Genomic DNA, 15,080 nt, shown 5'->3' with positions numbered 1-15,080 from the left:
CGAGACTACCTCATGACGCCCGACAGATGGACTTCCATTCCACCGTCACCACGCCCTTCTCACCCACAGTAAGCAAGCGCTCACTACCAGCCCCTATCTTCCCAACAACCCCCTTTCCGAACCACCCTTGTCCCCCAAAATTCACCTGCTGAGACAACCCACGACTGGTAAGCCCTACCCATGACCTGGCAGCCCGCTCGCGAATGGCGTCCGCTGACCTCCGGCACCGGTCAGGCGACCGGCGGCGTCTGGCTCACTGGCGACGGTGAGGTCGTCAAACGCCTTGTGCCCGGCGTGGAGGACCCGAGGCACCACGCCTACTGGCAACGCCAGGCGCTGGTCGCCTCGTCCGGGGTGGTCGCGAGCACCCCGGGCCTCCGCGCACCGGCGTGTCTTGGTGTCGAGCAGGACTCCGGCGGCATCACGCTGCGCATGGCCCGTGTGGAGCCCGCTGTGTGGACTGGAGAGGCTCTGGCTGGCGCTCTAGGCCGGTTTGCGCGGTTGAAGCTGGCCGAGCCCTCGTGGGGTGCGCGGCACGTACTGCGAGACCGTCTCGCGACCGTAGAGCGCCGAGGCGGCTGGACGGCCCTCCCCCACCACCCCGCGACTGAGGCGTTGTGGGTACGACGTGACGCTGCACTGGACGTGCTGGACGCACTCCCGCGCGTGCCGACCCACGGCGATGCCCATCCGGTGAACCTGCTGGGTCGCGACGGGGACGACGTACTGGCCATCGACTGGGAGCAGTTCGGCCTCGCCCCGGCCGGCTTCGACCTCGCCTACCTGCTGCTGGCCGTGGACACACCACTGGACGAGCTCCTGGCAGCTCACGGTGGCGAGGTGGACGCCGTACGACGTGGCGCCGTCCTGGTGGCGGCGTACACGGCCGCGTCACGCGCCGCCTGGTCAGTCACCCAACCCAACCCCGGCCATCACATCGAGCGGCTGAAGCAACTGATGCCGGTCGTCGAGGAGGCTGTCACCCACGCGTCGTAGCGGGCGAAGATAGTCACGGTGGCGTCGTTGGGCGATCGAGTTTTGGAGGAAGACATGGCACTGGACGACTTCCCGCGGTATCCGTTGTTGTTCGGGGCGAGTCCGGTGCATCCGCTCGAGCGGCTGAGTGCGCACCTGGGTGGGGCGCGGATCTGGGCGAAGCGGGAGGACTGCAACTCGGGGCTCGCGTACGGCGGGAACAAGACGCGGAAGCTGGAGTACCTGATCCCGGACGCGCTCGCCCAGGGCGCGGACACGCTGGTGTCGATCGGCGGCTACCAGTCCAACCACACCCGGCAGGTCGCCGCGGTCGCCGCGAAGGTGGGCCTGAAGGCGGTGCTGGTGCAGGAGAACTGGGTGGACTGGCCGGACGCGCTGAACGACCGGGTCGGCAACATCCTGCTCAGCCGGATCATGGGCGCCGAGGTCCGGCTCGACCCGGCGGGTTTCGGGATCGGCTTCAAGGACAGCTGGAAGCAGGCGCTCGCGGACGTCGAGGCGCGCGGCGGCACGCCGTACGCGATCCCGGCCGGTGCCTCGGACCACCGGCTCGGCGGGCTCGGCTTCGCCCAGTGGGCCTACGAGGTGGAGCAGCAGGAACGCGAGCTCGGCATCTTCTTCGACACGATCGTCGTCTGCGCGGTGACCGGCTCGACCCAGGCCGGGATGATCGCGGGCTTCGCCGGGCAGGACCGGCCGCGGCGCGTGATCGGCATCGACGCAAGCGCCAAGCTGCAGGAGACCCACGACCAGGTCGGCCGGATCGCCCGCGCGACCGCGGAGCTGATCGGGCTCGGCCGGGACCTGCGCGACGACGAGATCGTCGTCCTGGAGGGCTGGGCCGGCGACCTGTACGGCATCCCGGTCCAGTCGACCCTGGACGCGATCCGGCTGACCGGCGAGCTCGAGGGGATGATCATCGACCCGGTCTACGAGGGGAAGTCGATGGCCGGGCTGATCGACCTGATCCGGAACGGCGAGATCGCCAAGGACTCCACCGTCCTCTACGCCCACCTCGGCGGCCAGCCCGCGCTGAACGCCTACAGCGGGCTGTTCCGGGCCTAACCGATGCCGGGGCCGACCAGGGTGCCGACGAAATAGGTGAGGGCCGCGGCCAGGCCGCCGAGGATCAGCTGGCGGAGGCCGGAGTACCACCAGGAGCGCGAGGTGACCCGGGAGACGACCGCGCCGCAGAGAAACAGCGCACTCAAGGACAGGATCAGCGCGGGTACGACGTTGCCGGCGCCGAGGAGGTACGGCAGCAGCGGGATGAACGCGCCGACCGCGAAGCAGATGAACGAGGACGCGGCCGCGACGAGTGGATTCGGCAGGTCGTGCGGGTCGATGCCGAGCTCTTCGCGGACGTGTTCCTCGAGGGCTTGTTCCGGGTCGGTGTGGAACTGCTTGGCGACCTTGCTGGCCAGGTCCGGGTCGAGGCCCTTGGCGCGGTAGGTCTCGGCGAGCTCGATCTCCTCGTCGACCGGGTGCCGCTGGATCTCCTTGCGTTCCACCTCGATCTCGGCGCGGGCGAGCTCGCGCTGCGAGGCGACGGAGGTGTACTCCCCCGCCGCCATCGAGAACGCTCCCGCGGCCAGGCCGGCCAGCCCGGCCAGCACGATGAACTTCGAGCCGGACTCGGTGCCGCCGTCCATGCCGGCGATCAGGGCGAAGTTCGAGACCAGCCCGTCCATCGCCCCGAACACCGCCGGGCGCAGCCAGCCGCCGTTCACATCCCGGTGCGTGTGGTCACCGTGATGCTCGGCGGAAACCTCAGGTCCGTTAGTCACGGGCCCCGTCTGACCCGTTGCTCGACTCGACCTTGGACCGATTGGGCTCGGCAGCCGGCCCTCCGGCCGGCTCCGCCTCGCCGGAGTCCTCCGAGCTGCGCCCGGGACCGGCGGAGGTAGCCGCGTCGTCCTCCGGCGCCGTACCGTCTTCCGGCTTCGCGGGCTCGTCGGTCGACTCGGCGTCCTCGAGGGGTTTGCCGGCGGCGGGGCCGACGGAGATGTCTTCCTGGCCTGGGTACTTGACGGCGCTGATGGCGAAGGCGACGACCGCGAGGACGAACAGGACGAACGAGGTCCAGACGTTCAGCCGGAGGCCGAGGAAGTGGTTGACGGTGTCGATGCGCATGTTCTCGATCCACGCCCGGCCGGCGGTGTACGCGGCCACGTAGAGGAAGAACGCGCGGCCGTGACCGAGAGTGAAGCGGCGGCCGGCCAGGATGATCAGCGCGATCACGCCGGCGTTCCAGAGCGCTTCGTACAGGAACGTCGGGTGGAAGGTGGCGAAGTCCTTGAAGCCTTCCGGCCGGTGGTTGAAGGCGATCTCGAGCCCCCACGGCAGGTCGGTGGGCTTCCCGAACAGCTCCTGGTTGAAGTAGTTGCCGAACCGGCCGAAGATCTGGGCCAGCGCGAGCCCCGGCGCCATCGCGTCGGCGACCGCCAGGAACGGCACCTTGGCCCGCCGGCAGGCGATCCAGGCGCCGAGCGCGCCGAACCCGATCGCACCCCAGATGCCCAGCCCGCCGTTCCAGATCTTCAGCGCGTCGACGGGGTTCTCGCCCGGGCCGAAGTACAGCTCGGCGTCGGTGATCACGTGGTAGATCCGGGCGCCGACCAGCCCGAACGGGATGGCCCAGAACATGATGTCGGCGAGCACCGTCGGCGAACCGCCGCGCGCGACCCACCGGCGGCGGCCGAGCCAGTAGCCGGCGAAGATACCGGCCAGGATGCACAGCGCGTACGCGCGGATCGGCAGCGGACCGAGGTGCCAGACACCCTGGCTCGGACTGGGAATGGACGCCGGAACCATCACGGCGGAGATCAGACTAGACGGCATAGTAATCATGGCAAGCAGGAACGCTACTCGACCGTCCCCAGCGCGGCCAGAAACCCGTGGTCACGATGGGGACTCGGTGCGTGAGCCTCAGCCGGCCGCCACGGCCTCGTCGACGGCCTTCTGCAGGCCCTCGGCGGTGAGGTTGTCGGCGTCCAGCTGCTTGTCGTTGACGTAGACGGTCGGCGTGCCGGTCACCCCGCGGTCGTCGGCGGCCTTGGAGACGGTGTCGAGCCAGCCGCCGTAGCTGTTGTCCCGGACGGCCTGCTCGAACTTCGCGTCGTCGATGCCCAGCTGCTTGCCCAGCTCGATCAGCTGGTCGGTGGTCCAGGACTTGGAGAAGTCGGCGTACATCTCGTCGGCGTAGCTGAGCGCCTTGCCGTTCGCGGCCGCGGCGGCGAACGCGTTGGCCAGCCGCGGCGAGGCGTCCGGGTTCACGAAGGTCAGCGGCCAGTAGGTCAGGGTGGCGGTGCCGTCCTGGACGAGCTTGTCGACGGTGGCGCCGGTCTCCTCGTGGAACTCCGCGCAGTGCGGGCAGCGGAAGTCGAGGTAGATGTCGATGTGCGCCTTGGCGCCTACCGTGCCGACGGTGACGCCCTTGCCGGACGTGCCCGGTCCCTGGATCACGGCCGGTTCGGGGCGGCCGTTCGAGCTCACCTCGACCTTGGAGTGGCTGCGCCAGTACTGCACGCCGACGCCGCCGCCCAGGGCGAGCACCAGCACGATCACCACGACGATCCCGGGCGTGATCCGCCGCTTCTTCTGCTGCAGCAGCGGGTTCACGGGGGTTTTGGTCTTGCTCACGACGCCGGGGCTCCTGTCGGGGGTGTGTGCGGATCGGACTCGAGGGCGAACTTACTCACCGGGCTCAACCACAGCCAGACTGCCAGCAGCAGCAGGCCGACGTCCCGCAGGATCTCCTGCAGGTACTTGGTGTCACCCGGGGCGACCTGCCCGCCGCCACCGAAGCAGCCGCAGTCGATCGCCAGGCCGCGCGCCCAGGCGGAGGCCACCGCGGCGATGAACACGACCATGAAAACACCCGCGGCGACCGCCGCGGCGCGGACACCGAAACCGACGATCAACAGCAATCCGATCGCGATCTCCAGGAATGGCAGTCCCCACCCGACCGGGGCGACCAGCGCCTCCGGCAGCAGTTCGTACGCGCGGACCGCCTGGGACGCGGTCTCCGGATCGGTCACCTTCAACGCGCCGGCCACCAGCATCACACCACCGAGCACGAGCCGCGCCACCAACGACACCCAGGGGAACCAAGACTGGTGCTTCGCACGGAAAGAAGATGAAGAAGAAGTCGAAGGGGCCGTCACTGGTTGTCCTCCACCAGCTTTCCGAAGTCATGCGCCAGGTCGCCGATGGCGGCGTTCGACAACCACAGCACGTTCGCCTTGTCGGTCTTGCCGAAACCGAGCACCTGCGCGCCGTGACCGACCTCGTAGCCACCGGACGGCAGCTTCTTCATGCCTTCCACCGGCACACCGACGGCCTTCGCGACGTTCTTGATCTCGGTCAGCGACCCGGTCAGCCCCACGAAGGCCGGGTCGAAGCGGTCCAGGTACTTGCGCATCACCGGGCCGGTGTCGCGGGACGGGTCGGTGGTGATGAACAGCACCTGGACCTGGTCCCGGACCGGCTCGTCGAGCTTGGTCAGCGCGGACGCCACGTCGGCCATCACGGTCGGGCAGACGTCCGGGCAGTTGGTGTAGCCGAAGAACACCAGCGTGACCGGCTTCTTGGTCGAGGTGACCAGGTTGAACGGGTTCCCGCCGGTGTCGGTCAGGGTCTGCGCGGGCATCGCGTACGGCCGGTCCAGCGCTGCCCCGCGCAACCCGTTCGGGTCCTGGGTGGTGCGGATGATCGCGCCACCGGGGTTGTCCGCCTGTTCCTTGTCCTTGCCGCCGCTGCAGCCCGCGAGGGCGAGCAGAGCCACCGCGGCGAGCAGAAGGGCCGCGTTCCTGGTTCGACTCACGGCGTGTTCAACGACCGGCGGCCGCGCGGGGTTCCCGTCGGACACCCTCGGCCAGGTCCTCGGTGAGCTCGCGTACGGCGGCCGGGCCGCCGTCCCCGAGCGCCTTCACCAGCGCCGCGCCGACGATCGCCGCGTCCGCGAACGCCACCACCCCGGCCGCCTGGTCGCCGTTCGAGATCCCGAGGCCGACGCCGACCGGCACCTCGGTCGCCGCCTTCACCCGGGCCACCAGTGGCGCCGCGAGCTCCGACGGCTTGTCCCGCGCACCGGTGACACCCATCACAGCGGTCGCGTAGACGAACCCGCGACAGGCGGCCGTCGTCATCGCGATCCGTGCGTCGGTCGACGACGGCGAGACCAGGAACACCTTGTCCAGGTCGTGCTTGTCCGCGGCGGCGATCCACTCCGCGCCCTCGTCCGGGATCAGGTCGGGCGTGATCAGCCCGGCGCCCCCGGCGCTCGCGAAGTCGGCCGCGAACCGGTCCACCCCGTACCGCTCGATCGGGTTCCAGTACGTCATCACGAGCACCGGGACGTCGGAGTACGCCGCGATCTTCTCGACCGTGCTGAGCACGTCCCGGGTCCGCAGGCCGCCGGCGAGGGCGACCTCGGTGGCGCGCTGGATGGTGACGCCGTCCATCACCGGGTCGCTGTACGGCAGGCCGAGCTCGATGACGTCGGCGCCGCCGTCGACCAGCGCCTTCAGGCCGTCCAGCGCACCGTCGTACGTCGGGTAACCGGCCGGCAGGTACCCGACCAGGGCGCCGCGGCCCGCGTCGTTCGCCGCCCGGACCGCGACCCCGGCCTTGCCGAGGGCAACGAGTTCACTCACGTCCGGTCTCCTTGCCGGCCAGGCCGAACCAGGAGGCGGCCGTGTCCATGTCCTTGTCGCCACGGCCGGACAGGTTCACCAGAATGGTTGCCTCCGGCCCGAGCTCCTTGGCGATGTCGAGCGCGCCGGCGACCGCGTGCGCGGACTCGATCGCCGGGATGATGCCCTCGGTCCGGGACAGCAGCCGGAACGCGTCCATCGCCTCGGCGTCGGTGATCGGCCGGTACGTCGCCCGGCCGGTCTCGGCCAGCCACGCGTGCTCCGGGCCGACACCCGGGTAGTCCAGCCCGGCCGAGATCGAGTGCGACTCGATCGTCTGCCCGTCCTCGTCCTGCAGCAGGAACGACCGGGCGCCGTGCAGTACGCCGACCTGCCCGGCGGTGATCGTGGCCGCGTGCCGGCCGGTGTCGAAACCTTCGCCGCCGGGCTCGACGCCGTACAGCTTCACGTCCTCGTCGGGAATGAACGCGGCGAACAGGCCGATCGCGTTCGACCCGCCGCCGACCGAGGCGACCGCGGCGTCCGGGAGCTTGCCGAGCAGCTCGAGCGACTGCGCCCGGGCCTCGTCGCCGATCCCCCGGACGAAGTCGCGGACCATCGCCGGGAACGGGTGCGAGCCGGCCGCCGTGCCGAGGATGTAGTGCGTCTTGTCGACGCTGGCGACCCAGTCCCGCAGCGCCTCGTTGATCGCGTCCTTCAGCGTCCGGCTGCCGGTCTTGACCGAGATCACCTCGGCGCCGAGCAGCTTCATCCGGGCCACGTTCAGCGCCTGTCGCTCGGTGTCCACCTCGCCCATGTAGACCACACACTCGAGGTCCATGTAGGCGCAGGCGGTCGCGGTCGCGACACCGTGCTGGCCGGCGCCGGTCTCCGCGATCACCCGGGTCTTGCCCATCCGCTTGGTGAGCAGGGCCTGGCCGATCGCGTTCCGGATCTTGTGCGCGCCGGTGTGGTTCAGGTCCTCGCGCTTCAGCAGGATCCGGGCGCCGGCCACGTCCGACAGCCGGGTCGCGTCGTACAGCAGGCTCGGCGCGCCGATGTACTGGTTCAGCATCCGCTCGAACTCACCGGTGAACGCCGGGTCGGCCATCGCCTCCCGCCACGCCGTGGTGAGCTCGTCGAGCGGCGCGATCAGCGCCTCCGGCATGAACCTGCCGCCGAAACGGCCGAAGTGCCCGAACTGGTCGGGCAGCACAGTTGTCATCCGTAACAGCCTTCCAAAGACCCGGCGCCCGCAGGCACGGGGGTAATCTGCCCGGCCGGCCTGCGGCTGGGGGTACTAGTGGCGCTGCTGAATGGCGGGATGCGATCCGGCAGCGACCAGGTCGGCGACCGAGGCGCGGGGATCGCGGCCGGTCACCAGGGTTTCACCGACGAGGACGACATCGGCCCCGGCGCGCGCGAACTCGATTACATCATGCGGGCCGCGGACCCCGGACTCCGCCACCCGGATCAGCTGCGACGGGATGGTCGGCGCGATCCGGGCGAAGGTGTCCCGGTCGACCTCGAGGGTCTTCAGGTTCCGGTTGTTCACGCCGATCAGCTGAGCTCCGGCGTCCACCGCACGCCGGGTCTCCTCCTCGTCGTGCACCTCGACCAGCGGGCACAGCCCGATCGAGTGGGCCCGCTCGATCAGCGAGACCAGCGCCTCCTGCTCCAGCGCGGCGACGATCAGCAGCACCATGTCGGCGCCGGCCGCGCGGGCCTCCCAGAGCTGGTAGGAGGAGACGATGAAGTCCTTGCGCAGCACGGGCACGTCGACCCGGCCGCGGACCGCCCGCAGGTCGTCCAGGCTGCCGTTGAACCGGCGCTGCTCGGTGAGCACCGAGATCGCGGCCGCGCCGCCCTCCTCGTACTCCCCGGCCAGCGCGGCCGGGTCGGTGATCTCGGCCAGCTCGCCCTTGGACGGGCTGGAGCGCTTCACCTCGGCGATGATCGCGATCCCGTCGCCGCGGAAGATCGGCATCGGGTCCTTGGCGTCCGGCTTGCGCTGCGCCTCCAGCTTGAGGTCGTCCAGGCTGACCCGCGCCTGGCGCTCCGCGAGGTCCTCCCGGACCCCGGCGAGGATGTCGTCAAGCACAGTCATGTTCGTGGTCTCCTCAGTGGTGGCCGTCGGCCGGGACACCGAATCCCAGCAGCTGCATCACCTTGCCGGTCAGCGCGCCGAGCACGGCGATGCCGACCGAGATCCAGAACAGCAGCCAGTTCGGCCCGAGCACCATCGCGATGGCGCCCAGTGTGAAGGCGATCAGCACGATGGTCACGGCGGTCCAGGCCGCCGGGCTGTTGCCGTGCAGGTCGTGAGCCTCCTCGCTCACCTGCGTCACCGGTTGATCCGCCGTCGTATTGTCCATGGTTGGCGCCCACTCCTCGTCGTCGTCCCGTCCTATTGTGGCGGTAGCCCGCCGCGATCAGAGAGTCGGGTCCTCCCCGGCGTCGATCGCCTTCCACTGATCCGCTCCGTGACCTGCCCCACTCGCGGCCGGATCACGCTCGTACCGGGCCGTAGGACGCCGCCAGCGGTGCGCTGTCAGCACCGCGATCAGCCCGGCAGCGGCCAGCGCCACTCCCCCGGCCAGTGCGAACCAGGGAGCGACTCCGTTGCTCAGTACGACGCTGTCGGTGACCGCCTGGCTCAGCTCGGGCCGGATCCGGCTCAGCTCGTCCGTGTCCGGCCGCACCTGCAAGGCGACACCGATCGCGGCGACGCCCATCAGCAGGACCAGCGCGCCCAGCACGCGGCGTAGCGCCGTACCGGCGAGTTTGGTGACGACCACGGCGACCACGGAGGCCAAGGCGAGCGTCACCGGCGCCTTGGTGACCGTGTAGCCGTTGAAGTCCACCACCGGGCGGCCACTGCCTGGGTCGGCCGACGACCAGGTCAGGTACGCCGAGAACGCGAGCAGAGCCAGCGCCGCGAGGGTGAGGAGGTCAACCAGCCGCTGCGATCGCATCAGACATCACTGAACGTTCCGGCGACCGCGATCGCGTTGAGCACCGCGGCGGCCTTGGTCCGGCACTCCGCGTCCTCCGCGGCCGGGTCGGAGTCGGCCACGATCCCGGCGCCGGCCTGCACGTACGCCGTGGTGCCACGCAGCACCGCGGTCCGGATCGCGATCGCGGTGTCGGCGTCGCCGGCGAAGTCGAGGTAGCCGACCACGCCGCCGTACACACCGCGCCGGGTCACCTCGAGCTTGTCGATGATCTCCATCGCTCGCGGCTTCGGTGCTCCGGACAACGTTCCGGCCGGGAACGCGGCGGTCAGCGCGTCGAACGCGGTCTTGCCGGCCGCCAGCTGCCCGGTGACCGTCGACTCCAGGTGCATGACGTGGCTGTAGCGCCGGACGTCCATGAAGTCGACCACCTCGACGGTGCCCGGCGCGCAGACCCGGCCGACGTCGTTGCGGCCGAGGTCGACCAGCATCAGGTGCTCGGCCCGCTCCTTGGCGTCCGCCCGCAGCTCCTCCTCCAGCGCGTGGTCCTCCTCCGGCGTGGCGCCGCGGCGGCGGGTGCCGGCGATCGGGTGCAGGATCACCTTGTTCTCGGTGACCTTCACCAGCGCCTCGGGGCTGGAGCCGACGATGTCGAACCCGTCCAGGCGGACCAGGTACATGTACGGGCTCGGGTTCGACCGGCGCAGCACCCGGTAGATGTCCAGCGCGCTCGCCGAGGTCTGCAGCTCGAACCGCTGTGACACGACGATCTGGAACGCCTCGCCCGCCCGGATCTCCTCCTTGGCGTGCTCGACCGCCTGCCGGTACTCCGCACTCGACCGCTGCCGGTGCGGCTCGGGCTGCGCGGTCCGGTCGGCGCGGACGACGTACGACGGGGTCGGCTGGGCCAGGTCGGCCTCCATCGCGTCCAGCCGGCGGACCGCGTCCGCGTAGGCCTCGTCGACGCGCTCGTCGGAGTCGTCCCAGTTGACCGCGTTCGCGATCAGCCAGATCTCGCCGGTCTCGTGGTCGAGCGCGGCCAGGTCGGTGGCGAACAGGAACGTGAGCTCGGGCAGCCCGAGGTCGTCGGTCGTTGTGTCCGGCAACCGCTCCAGCCGGCGGACCGCGTCGTACCCGAGGAAGCCGACCATGCCGCCGGTCAGCGGCGGCAGGCCGGGCAGCCGCGGCGTGTGCAGGATCTCCAGCGTCTCGCGCAGCGCCTGCAGCGGGTCACCGTGGTCCGGCAGGCCGACCGGCGGGTTGCCGGTCCAGACGGCCTGGCCGTCCCGCTCGGTCAGCGTCGCGGCGGACCGGACCCCGATGAACGAGTAGCGGGACCAGACGCCGCCGTTCTCGGCCGACTCCAGCAGGAAGGTGCCTTCGCGCTCGGCGGCGAGCTTGCCGTACACCCCGATGGGCGTCTCGGCGTCCGCGAGCAGCCGGCGCGTCACCGGGATCACCCGGCGGTCCTTGGCGTACTCGCGGAAGGTCTCCAGGGACGGGCTGTTCACCGTGGTGCCGATCTCCAGAGTCACGACGCGACCTCGATCTCGCCGTGCTCGAAGCAGCTCCGCGTGCCGGTGTGGCAGGCCGGGCCCTCCTGGTCGACCAGGACCAGCAGAGTGTCGGCGTCGCAGTCGACGAGGATCTGCTTGACGTGCTGACGATGGCCGCTGGTCTCGCCCTTGACCCAGTACTCCTGCCGGCTGCGGGACCAGAACGTGCTCCGCTTGGTCTCCGCGGTACGGCGTACCGCCTCGGCGTTCATCCAGCCCACCATCAGGACCTCACGCGTGTCGTACTGCTGTACCACTGCCGGGATCAGCCCGGCCGCGTCGAAGGTCAGCTCGTCGATACTCACCCGCCTATTGTCCCCGATCCCGGGTGGCCTTCTGACCATGGTCCGGAACTGCGAGGATGGCCCGATGCCGAGGATGACGGATCTGCTGCGCGAGCACCCGGTGGTCGACGGTCACAACGACCTGCCGATCGCCTTCTACGAGCTCTGCGGCTACGACCTGGACGCGCACGACCTGAGCGGCCCGGTCCCGCAGCTGCACACCGACCTGCCGCGGCTGCGCCAGGGCCACGTCGGCGCCCAGTTCTGGTCGCTGTGGGTGCCGCAGGACGAGCACGCCGTACGGCGTACGTTCGAGCAGCTCGACTTCGTCCGGCGACTGGTGGAGCGGTTCCCGGCGGAGCTCGAGCTGACCTCCTCGGCCGACGACGTCGAGGCGGCGATCAAGGCCGGCCGGATCGCGTCGCTGATGGGAATGGAGGGCGGTCACTCGATCGGTGAGTCGCTCGCCGTGCTTCGGGTGATGCGTGAGCTCGGTGTCCGCTACATGACGCTGACGCACAACAACAACGTGTCCTGGGCGGACTCGGCGACCGACGAGCCGGTGCTCGGCGGGCTCAACGACTTCGGCGAGCAGGTCGTGCGGGAGATGAACCGGATCGGCATGCTGGTCGACCTGTCCCACGTGTCCGCGGACACCATGCGGCACGCGCTCCGGGTGACGAGCGCGCCGGTGATCTTCAGCCACTCGTCCGCGCGAGCGGTGTGCGACGTGCCGCGGAACGCGCCCGACGACGTCCTGGAAACGCTCGCGCGCAACGACGGCGTGTGCATGGTCACGTTCGTGCCGGCCTTCGTCTCGCAGCGGTACGTCGACTGGATCGCGGCCGCCCGGGAGGCGGTGCCGGACCTGAACCCGCTCCGGCCGGACGACCAGGTCAAGCTGTCCGAGGTGTACGACGTCCCGAAGCCGGCAGTCACCCTGGACGACGTGGTGGCGCACATCGAGCACGTCCGCGGAATCGCCGGCGTGGACCACATCGGGATCGGCGGCGACTACGACGGCTGCCCGGAGTTCCCCGACGAGCTGCCGGACGTGGCGTCGTACCCGGTGCTGTTCCAGGCGCTGGCGGATCGCGGCTGGAACGACACCGAGCTCGCAAAACTTGCCGGAGGCAACATCCTGCGCGTGCTCCGGGCCGCGGACGACGCCGCGGGCTAGCCCTTGCGGTAGACGTCCCGCTTGTCGGCGAGTTGCTCGAAACCGGCGGACCGGTAGGTCGCGACCGCGCCCACGTTGAAGGCCGGAGTGGCGACGGTAGCGCTGGACGAGCCCAGCTCCTGCAGAGCGCGAGCCGCTGCGAGTGTGATCGCCTCGCCGTACCCACGGCCGCGGTGTGCCCGGTGCACGCCCATCGGCTCGAGCAGCCCGGGCTTGCCCTCACCAGCCGACCAGACTGTCACGCCGGCGACCGCCTCGCCCTGCTCGTTGCGGGCGATCAGGCACTGGGCGTCGGCGTACGGCGTGCCGGCCGCCATCGCGTGCCAGCGGTCGTCGGTGAACGTGGACCCGTCGAACGAGGCCCGCTGGAGGGCGGTCCGCTCGGCCGCCTGCTCCGGCCCGACCACCTCGACGCGCACCCCCGGATCCGGCACCGGCGAGCTGAGGTCGCGCCGCAGCGGGATCCACGGGTCGTCGAAGTCCCAGCCGTCCTTGTGCAGCAACTCCAGGACGAGCGACCCCACCGGCGCCTCGAGGTACACCTTGCCCTCGATCAGTACGTCGCGCTCCGGCAACGACACGTCCTCGGCCACCCGCTGCGCCAGCTCCTCGTCGCGCTGAAGCTCCGGCGCGATCGCGAGCCGCAACAGCTCGGGGTCGTCCAGCATGCCGACCGCCACCAGCTCGCCGCCCCGGCTCCACGTCCGCACCGCCGCCGCGGTCCGCTCACCGCCGAACCGCCAGAACCACCCCAGGTCGCCCGGATGCAGCTGCATGGGCGCACCTTCCACCTGCCACTCCCGCAACACCCGCACCACACCGCCGAGCCCGTCGACGTCCGCCCTGTCCATCCCGATCACCATGACCCCGATCACACACCACGCCGCCGACAGTCCGCACCCGAGTTTGTGCACCGAGCTTCCATCCCGCGGCTGGAAAAGCACTCACTCCGTGCACAAGGTCGGGTTATCCACAAGGGTCTGAGCGGGCGCGGGCGGCTTCCGGCGATGATCGGGCGGTGGACAGGCTGGGGGCGGACGTGCGTGTGCTGCTGTCCGCGAGCCTTGGTGCGCCGCTGCGGCACGGTGATCTGCTGCAGTTGGGGCTCGAGGCACACGACGTACAACGACTCCTGCGCAGGCGTGTGCTCCAGCGGCTCCACGGCCGGTACGTCGGCGGGCACCTCGACCCACGGCTGGCGCGGATCGCGTGTGCGCAGTCAGCGCACCCCGGGTCGGCGATCAGCCACTTCAGCGCGGCCGAGCTTCGGGGACTGCGCGTCTGGAGGACCGGTTCGTCGGATGCCGTGTGGCTCACCCGGCCACCGGGCAGGGAGCGCAACCTGAAACGTGCCGATGTCGTACTTCGGAGGGCCGGCCTGGCAATCGTGGACCTGCTGCAGCACCAAGGGCTCACGCTGACCTCCGATTCGCGGACTACGGTCGACATCGCGCGCGAACGGCCGCTGCCAGAGGCTGTTGTCACGGTGGACCACGCGCTGACTCTCGCAGTTCCGCGTACCGAACTCGAGGCTGTGCTGGTGCGCCAGAAACGCTGGCCCGGCATCAAGGCCGCCCGGGAGGCCGTCGCTTTCGGGGATCCACGAGCCGAGTCGGCGCTCGAGTCGTACGCCCGGGCCGTCTTCGCGGCGGCCGGGCTGCCGACCCCGGTCCTGCAGGCACAGTTCTGGGACGGGCGCCGCTGGATGCCGGAGCGCGTCGACTTCTGGTGGCCGGAGTACCGAACGGTGGCCGAGGCAGACGGTCTGGAGAAGTTCGAGGCGACGACGGCCGAGCTGCGCCGCCGGCTGCGACGGCGCTCCTTCGAGCGCGATCAGCGGCTGGCGGACCGTGGGCTGGAGCTCGTCCACTTCGGCTGGGAGGACGCCGTACGGCGACCACGACAGCTGGCGGCTCGTCTCCGGGCCGCCTTCGACCGTGGCGCCCAGCGGACCGTAGCCCCGCCAACCTGGCGGGTCGCTCCAGTGACCCAGCCCACTTTGTGCACTGCCTGAGCGTTTCGCGGGCTCCGGCGTACTCGAATCGTGCACAAAGTGGCCAGGTTTGCGGTTGGGCGGATCGGGCACGGGGCGGGCTCAGTGACGTCGAGAGGTTGGAGTAGTTGTGCTGACGCTGACCGAGAACGCGACTCTGGTGATCAAGAGCATCACGGGAGTCGAGGGTGCGCCGGAAGGCGCCGGGGTGCGGATCTCCCAGGAGGACCCGGCCAACCCCGCGCTGGCGGTGACGACCACGGAGGCGCCGAGCCCAGGTGACCAGGTGGTCGAGGAGGCCGGAGCTCGGGTGTTCCTCGAGCAGAACGCCGCGAACGCCCTGGACGACAAGATCCTGGACGCGGCGGTCGACGACAAGGGCGGCGTCGAGTTCCTGCTGGTACCCCAGCCGGGGGCCGGCCGGGAGAACGGTGCCGCCCCGACTCCCTGAGTCGATCGTGTGATGTGAACGGCCGGGACC

18 protein-coding genes are annotated in these 15,080 nt (G+C 70.3%); 5 read left to right on the top strand and 13 right to left on the bottom strand.

Annotated features, from left to right (window positions below; translation table 11 throughout):
* Positions 1 to 180: 180 nt before the first annotated feature.
* Both ACWCOV_RS11275 and ACWCOV_RS11270 read left to right on the top strand, forming a co-directional pair.
* Positions 181 to 996: an aminoglycoside phosphotransferase family protein gene (locus tag ACWCOV_RS11275; protein ID WP_449829121.1), complete on the top strand. Its 816-nt coding sequence runs from the start codon at positions 181 to 183 to the stop codon at positions 994 to 996.
* A gap of 54 nt (positions 997 to 1,050) precedes the next feature.
* Positions 1,051 to 2,061, top strand: a complete 1,011-nt coding sequence (locus ACWCOV_RS11270) for a 1-aminocyclopropane-1-carboxylate deaminase (RefSeq protein ID WP_449829120.1) — start codon at positions 1,051 to 1,053, stop codon at positions 2,059 to 2,061.
* Here the strand turns inward: ACWCOV_RS11270 and ACWCOV_RS11265 are convergent.
* The 12 genes from ACWCOV_RS11265 to hisI form a co-directional block, all read right to left on the bottom strand.
* Positions 2,058 to 2,783 (bottom strand): VIT1/CCC1 transporter family protein, encoded by a 726-nt coding sequence (locus tag ACWCOV_RS11265; RefSeq protein WP_449829119.1) that lies wholly within the window; start codon positions 2,781 to 2,783, stop codon positions 2,058 to 2,060. The two genes, ACWCOV_RS11270 and ACWCOV_RS11265, sit on opposite strands and share 4 nt — an antisense overlap.
* Positions 2,776 to 3,837, bottom strand: a complete 1,062-nt coding sequence (gene lgt / locus ACWCOV_RS11260) for a prolipoprotein diacylglyceryl transferase (protein WP_449829118.1) — start codon at positions 3,835 to 3,837, stop codon at positions 2,776 to 2,778. The genes ACWCOV_RS11265 and lgt overlap by 8 nt, the downstream gene beginning before the upstream one ends.
* 87 nt (positions 3,838 to 3,924) lie before the next feature.
* Positions 3,925 to 4,638 (bottom strand): DsbA family protein, encoded by a 714-nt coding sequence (locus tag ACWCOV_RS11255; protein ID WP_449829117.1) that lies wholly within the window; start codon positions 4,636 to 4,638, stop codon positions 3,925 to 3,927.
* The gene (locus ACWCOV_RS11250) at positions 4,635 to 5,087 is read right to left on the bottom strand and encodes a MauE/DoxX family redox-associated membrane protein (protein ID WP_449829116.1); all 453 of its coding nucleotides are present in this window, start codon (positions 5,085 to 5,087) and stop codon (positions 4,635 to 4,637) included. Before ACWCOV_RS11250 ends, ACWCOV_RS11255 begins: the two co-directional genes overlap by 4 nt.
* 71 nt (positions 5,088 to 5,158) lie before the next feature.
* On the bottom strand, positions 5,159 to 5,821 hold the full coding sequence (locus tag ACWCOV_RS11245; RefSeq protein ID WP_449829115.1) for an SCO family protein: 663 nt from the start codon (positions 5,819 to 5,821) through the stop codon (positions 5,159 to 5,161).
* Positions 5,822 to 5,828: 7 nt separating this feature from the next.
* On the bottom strand, positions 5,829 to 6,653 hold the full coding sequence (trpA, locus tag ACWCOV_RS11240) for a tryptophan synthase subunit alpha (RefSeq protein WP_449829114.1): 825 nt from the start codon (positions 6,651 to 6,653) through the stop codon (positions 5,829 to 5,831).
* Positions 6,646 to 7,857, bottom strand: coding sequence for a tryptophan synthase subunit beta (gene trpB, locus ACWCOV_RS11235; protein WP_449829113.1), 1,212 nt, complete (start codon positions 7,855 to 7,857; stop codon positions 6,646 to 6,648). The genes trpA and trpB overlap by 8 nt, the downstream gene beginning before the upstream one ends.
* A gap of 75 nt (positions 7,858 to 7,932) precedes the next feature.
* A complete protein-coding gene (trpC, locus tag ACWCOV_RS11230; RefSeq protein ID WP_449829112.1) occupies positions 7,933 to 8,739 on the bottom strand; it encodes an indole-3-glycerol phosphate synthase TrpC in 807 nt (268 codons plus the stop codon).
* Between the two features lie 13 nt (positions 8,740 to 8,752).
* On the bottom strand, positions 8,753 to 9,007 hold the full coding sequence (locus tag ACWCOV_RS11225) for an HGxxPAAW family protein (protein ID WP_449829111.1): 255 nt from the start codon (positions 9,005 to 9,007) through the stop codon (positions 8,753 to 8,755).
* 57 nt (positions 9,008 to 9,064) lie between these two features.
* Positions 9,065 to 9,607, bottom strand: coding sequence for a Trp biosynthesis-associated membrane protein (locus ACWCOV_RS11220; protein WP_449829110.1), 543 nt, complete (start codon positions 9,605 to 9,607; stop codon positions 9,065 to 9,067).
* The gene (locus ACWCOV_RS11215; protein WP_449829109.1) at positions 9,607 to 11,121 is read right to left on the bottom strand and encodes an anthranilate synthase component I; all 1,515 of its coding nucleotides are present in this window, start codon (positions 11,119 to 11,121) and stop codon (positions 9,607 to 9,609) included. Before ACWCOV_RS11215 ends, ACWCOV_RS11220 begins: the two co-directional genes overlap by 1 nt.
* On the bottom strand, positions 11,118 to 11,447 hold the full coding sequence (gene hisI / locus ACWCOV_RS11210) for a phosphoribosyl-AMP cyclohydrolase (RefSeq protein ID WP_449829108.1): 330 nt from the start codon (positions 11,445 to 11,447) through the stop codon (positions 11,118 to 11,120). The genes ACWCOV_RS11215 and hisI overlap by 4 nt, the downstream gene beginning before the upstream one ends.
* 64 nt (positions 11,448 to 11,511) lie before the next feature.
* On the opposite strand from hisI, the gene ACWCOV_RS11205 reads away from it, so the two are divergent.
* Positions 11,512 to 12,606: a dipeptidase gene (locus tag ACWCOV_RS11205; protein WP_449829107.1), complete on the top strand. Its 1,095-nt coding sequence runs from the start codon at positions 11,512 to 11,514 to the stop codon at positions 12,604 to 12,606.
* Here the strand turns inward: ACWCOV_RS11205 and ACWCOV_RS11200 are convergent.
* A complete protein-coding gene (locus ACWCOV_RS11200; protein ID WP_449829106.1) occupies positions 12,603 to 13,457 on the bottom strand; it encodes a GNAT family N-acetyltransferase in 855 nt (284 codons plus the stop codon). The two genes, ACWCOV_RS11205 and ACWCOV_RS11200, sit on opposite strands and share 4 nt — an antisense overlap.
* Before the next feature lie 167 nt (positions 13,458 to 13,624).
* On the opposite strand from ACWCOV_RS11200, the gene ACWCOV_RS11195 reads away from it, so the two are divergent.
* Both ACWCOV_RS11195 and ACWCOV_RS11190 read left to right on the top strand, forming a co-directional pair.
* Positions 13,625 to 14,620 carry a hypothetical protein gene (locus ACWCOV_RS11195; protein WP_449829105.1) on the top strand — a complete coding sequence of 332 codons (996 nt, stop codon included), beginning with the start codon at positions 13,625 to 13,627 and terminating at the stop codon, positions 14,618 to 14,620.
* 109 nt (positions 14,621 to 14,729) lie between these two features.
* Positions 14,730 to 15,050 (top strand): Fe-S cluster assembly protein HesB, encoded by a 321-nt coding sequence (locus tag ACWCOV_RS11190; RefSeq protein WP_449829104.1) that lies wholly within the window; start codon positions 14,730 to 14,732, stop codon positions 15,048 to 15,050.
* Positions 15,051 to 15,080: the final 30 nt, after the last annotated feature.

The organism is Kribbella sp. NPDC002412, assembly GCF_053592935.1.
This window is presented reverse-complemented; position numbering and strand designations above follow the sequence as displayed.

What these genes read in the sequence shown, in the direction of transcription:
- ACWCOV_RS11275 (WP_449829121.1), top strand. Translation starts at nt 181, where the DNA reads ATGACCTGGCAGCCCGCTCGCGAATGGCGTCCGCTGACCTCCGGCACC.
- ACWCOV_RS11270 (WP_449829120.1), top strand. Translation starts at nt 1,051, where the DNA reads ATGGCACTGGACGACTTCCCGCGGTATCCGTTGTTGTTCGGGGCGAGT.
- lgt (WP_449829118.1), bottom strand. Translation starts at nt 3,837, where the DNA reads ATGCCGTCTAGTCTGATCTCCGCCGTGATGGTTCCGGCGTCCATTCCC.
- trpB (WP_449829113.1), bottom strand. Translation starts at nt 7,857, where the DNA reads ATGACAACTGTGCTGCCCGACCAGTTCGGGCACTTCGGCCGTTTCGGC.
- trpC (WP_449829112.1), bottom strand. Translation starts at nt 8,739, where the DNA reads ATGACTGTGCTTGACGACATCCTCGCCGGGGTCCGGGAGGACCTCGCG.
- ACWCOV_RS11225 (WP_449829111.1), bottom strand. Translation starts at nt 9,007, where the DNA reads ATGGACAATACGACGGCGGATCAACCGGTGACGCAGGTGAGCGAGGAG.
- ACWCOV_RS11220 (WP_449829110.1), bottom strand. Translation starts at nt 9,607, where the DNA reads ATGCGATCGCAGCGGCTGGTTGACCTCCTCACCCTCGCGGCGCTGGCT.
- ACWCOV_RS11205 (WP_449829107.1), top strand. Translation starts at nt 11,512, where the DNA reads ATGCCGAGGATGACGGATCTGCTGCGCGAGCACCCGGTGGTCGACGGT.
- ACWCOV_RS11200 (WP_449829106.1), bottom strand. Translation starts at nt 13,457, where the DNA reads ATGGACAGGGCGGACGTCGACGGGCTCGGCGGTGTGGTGCGGGTGTTG.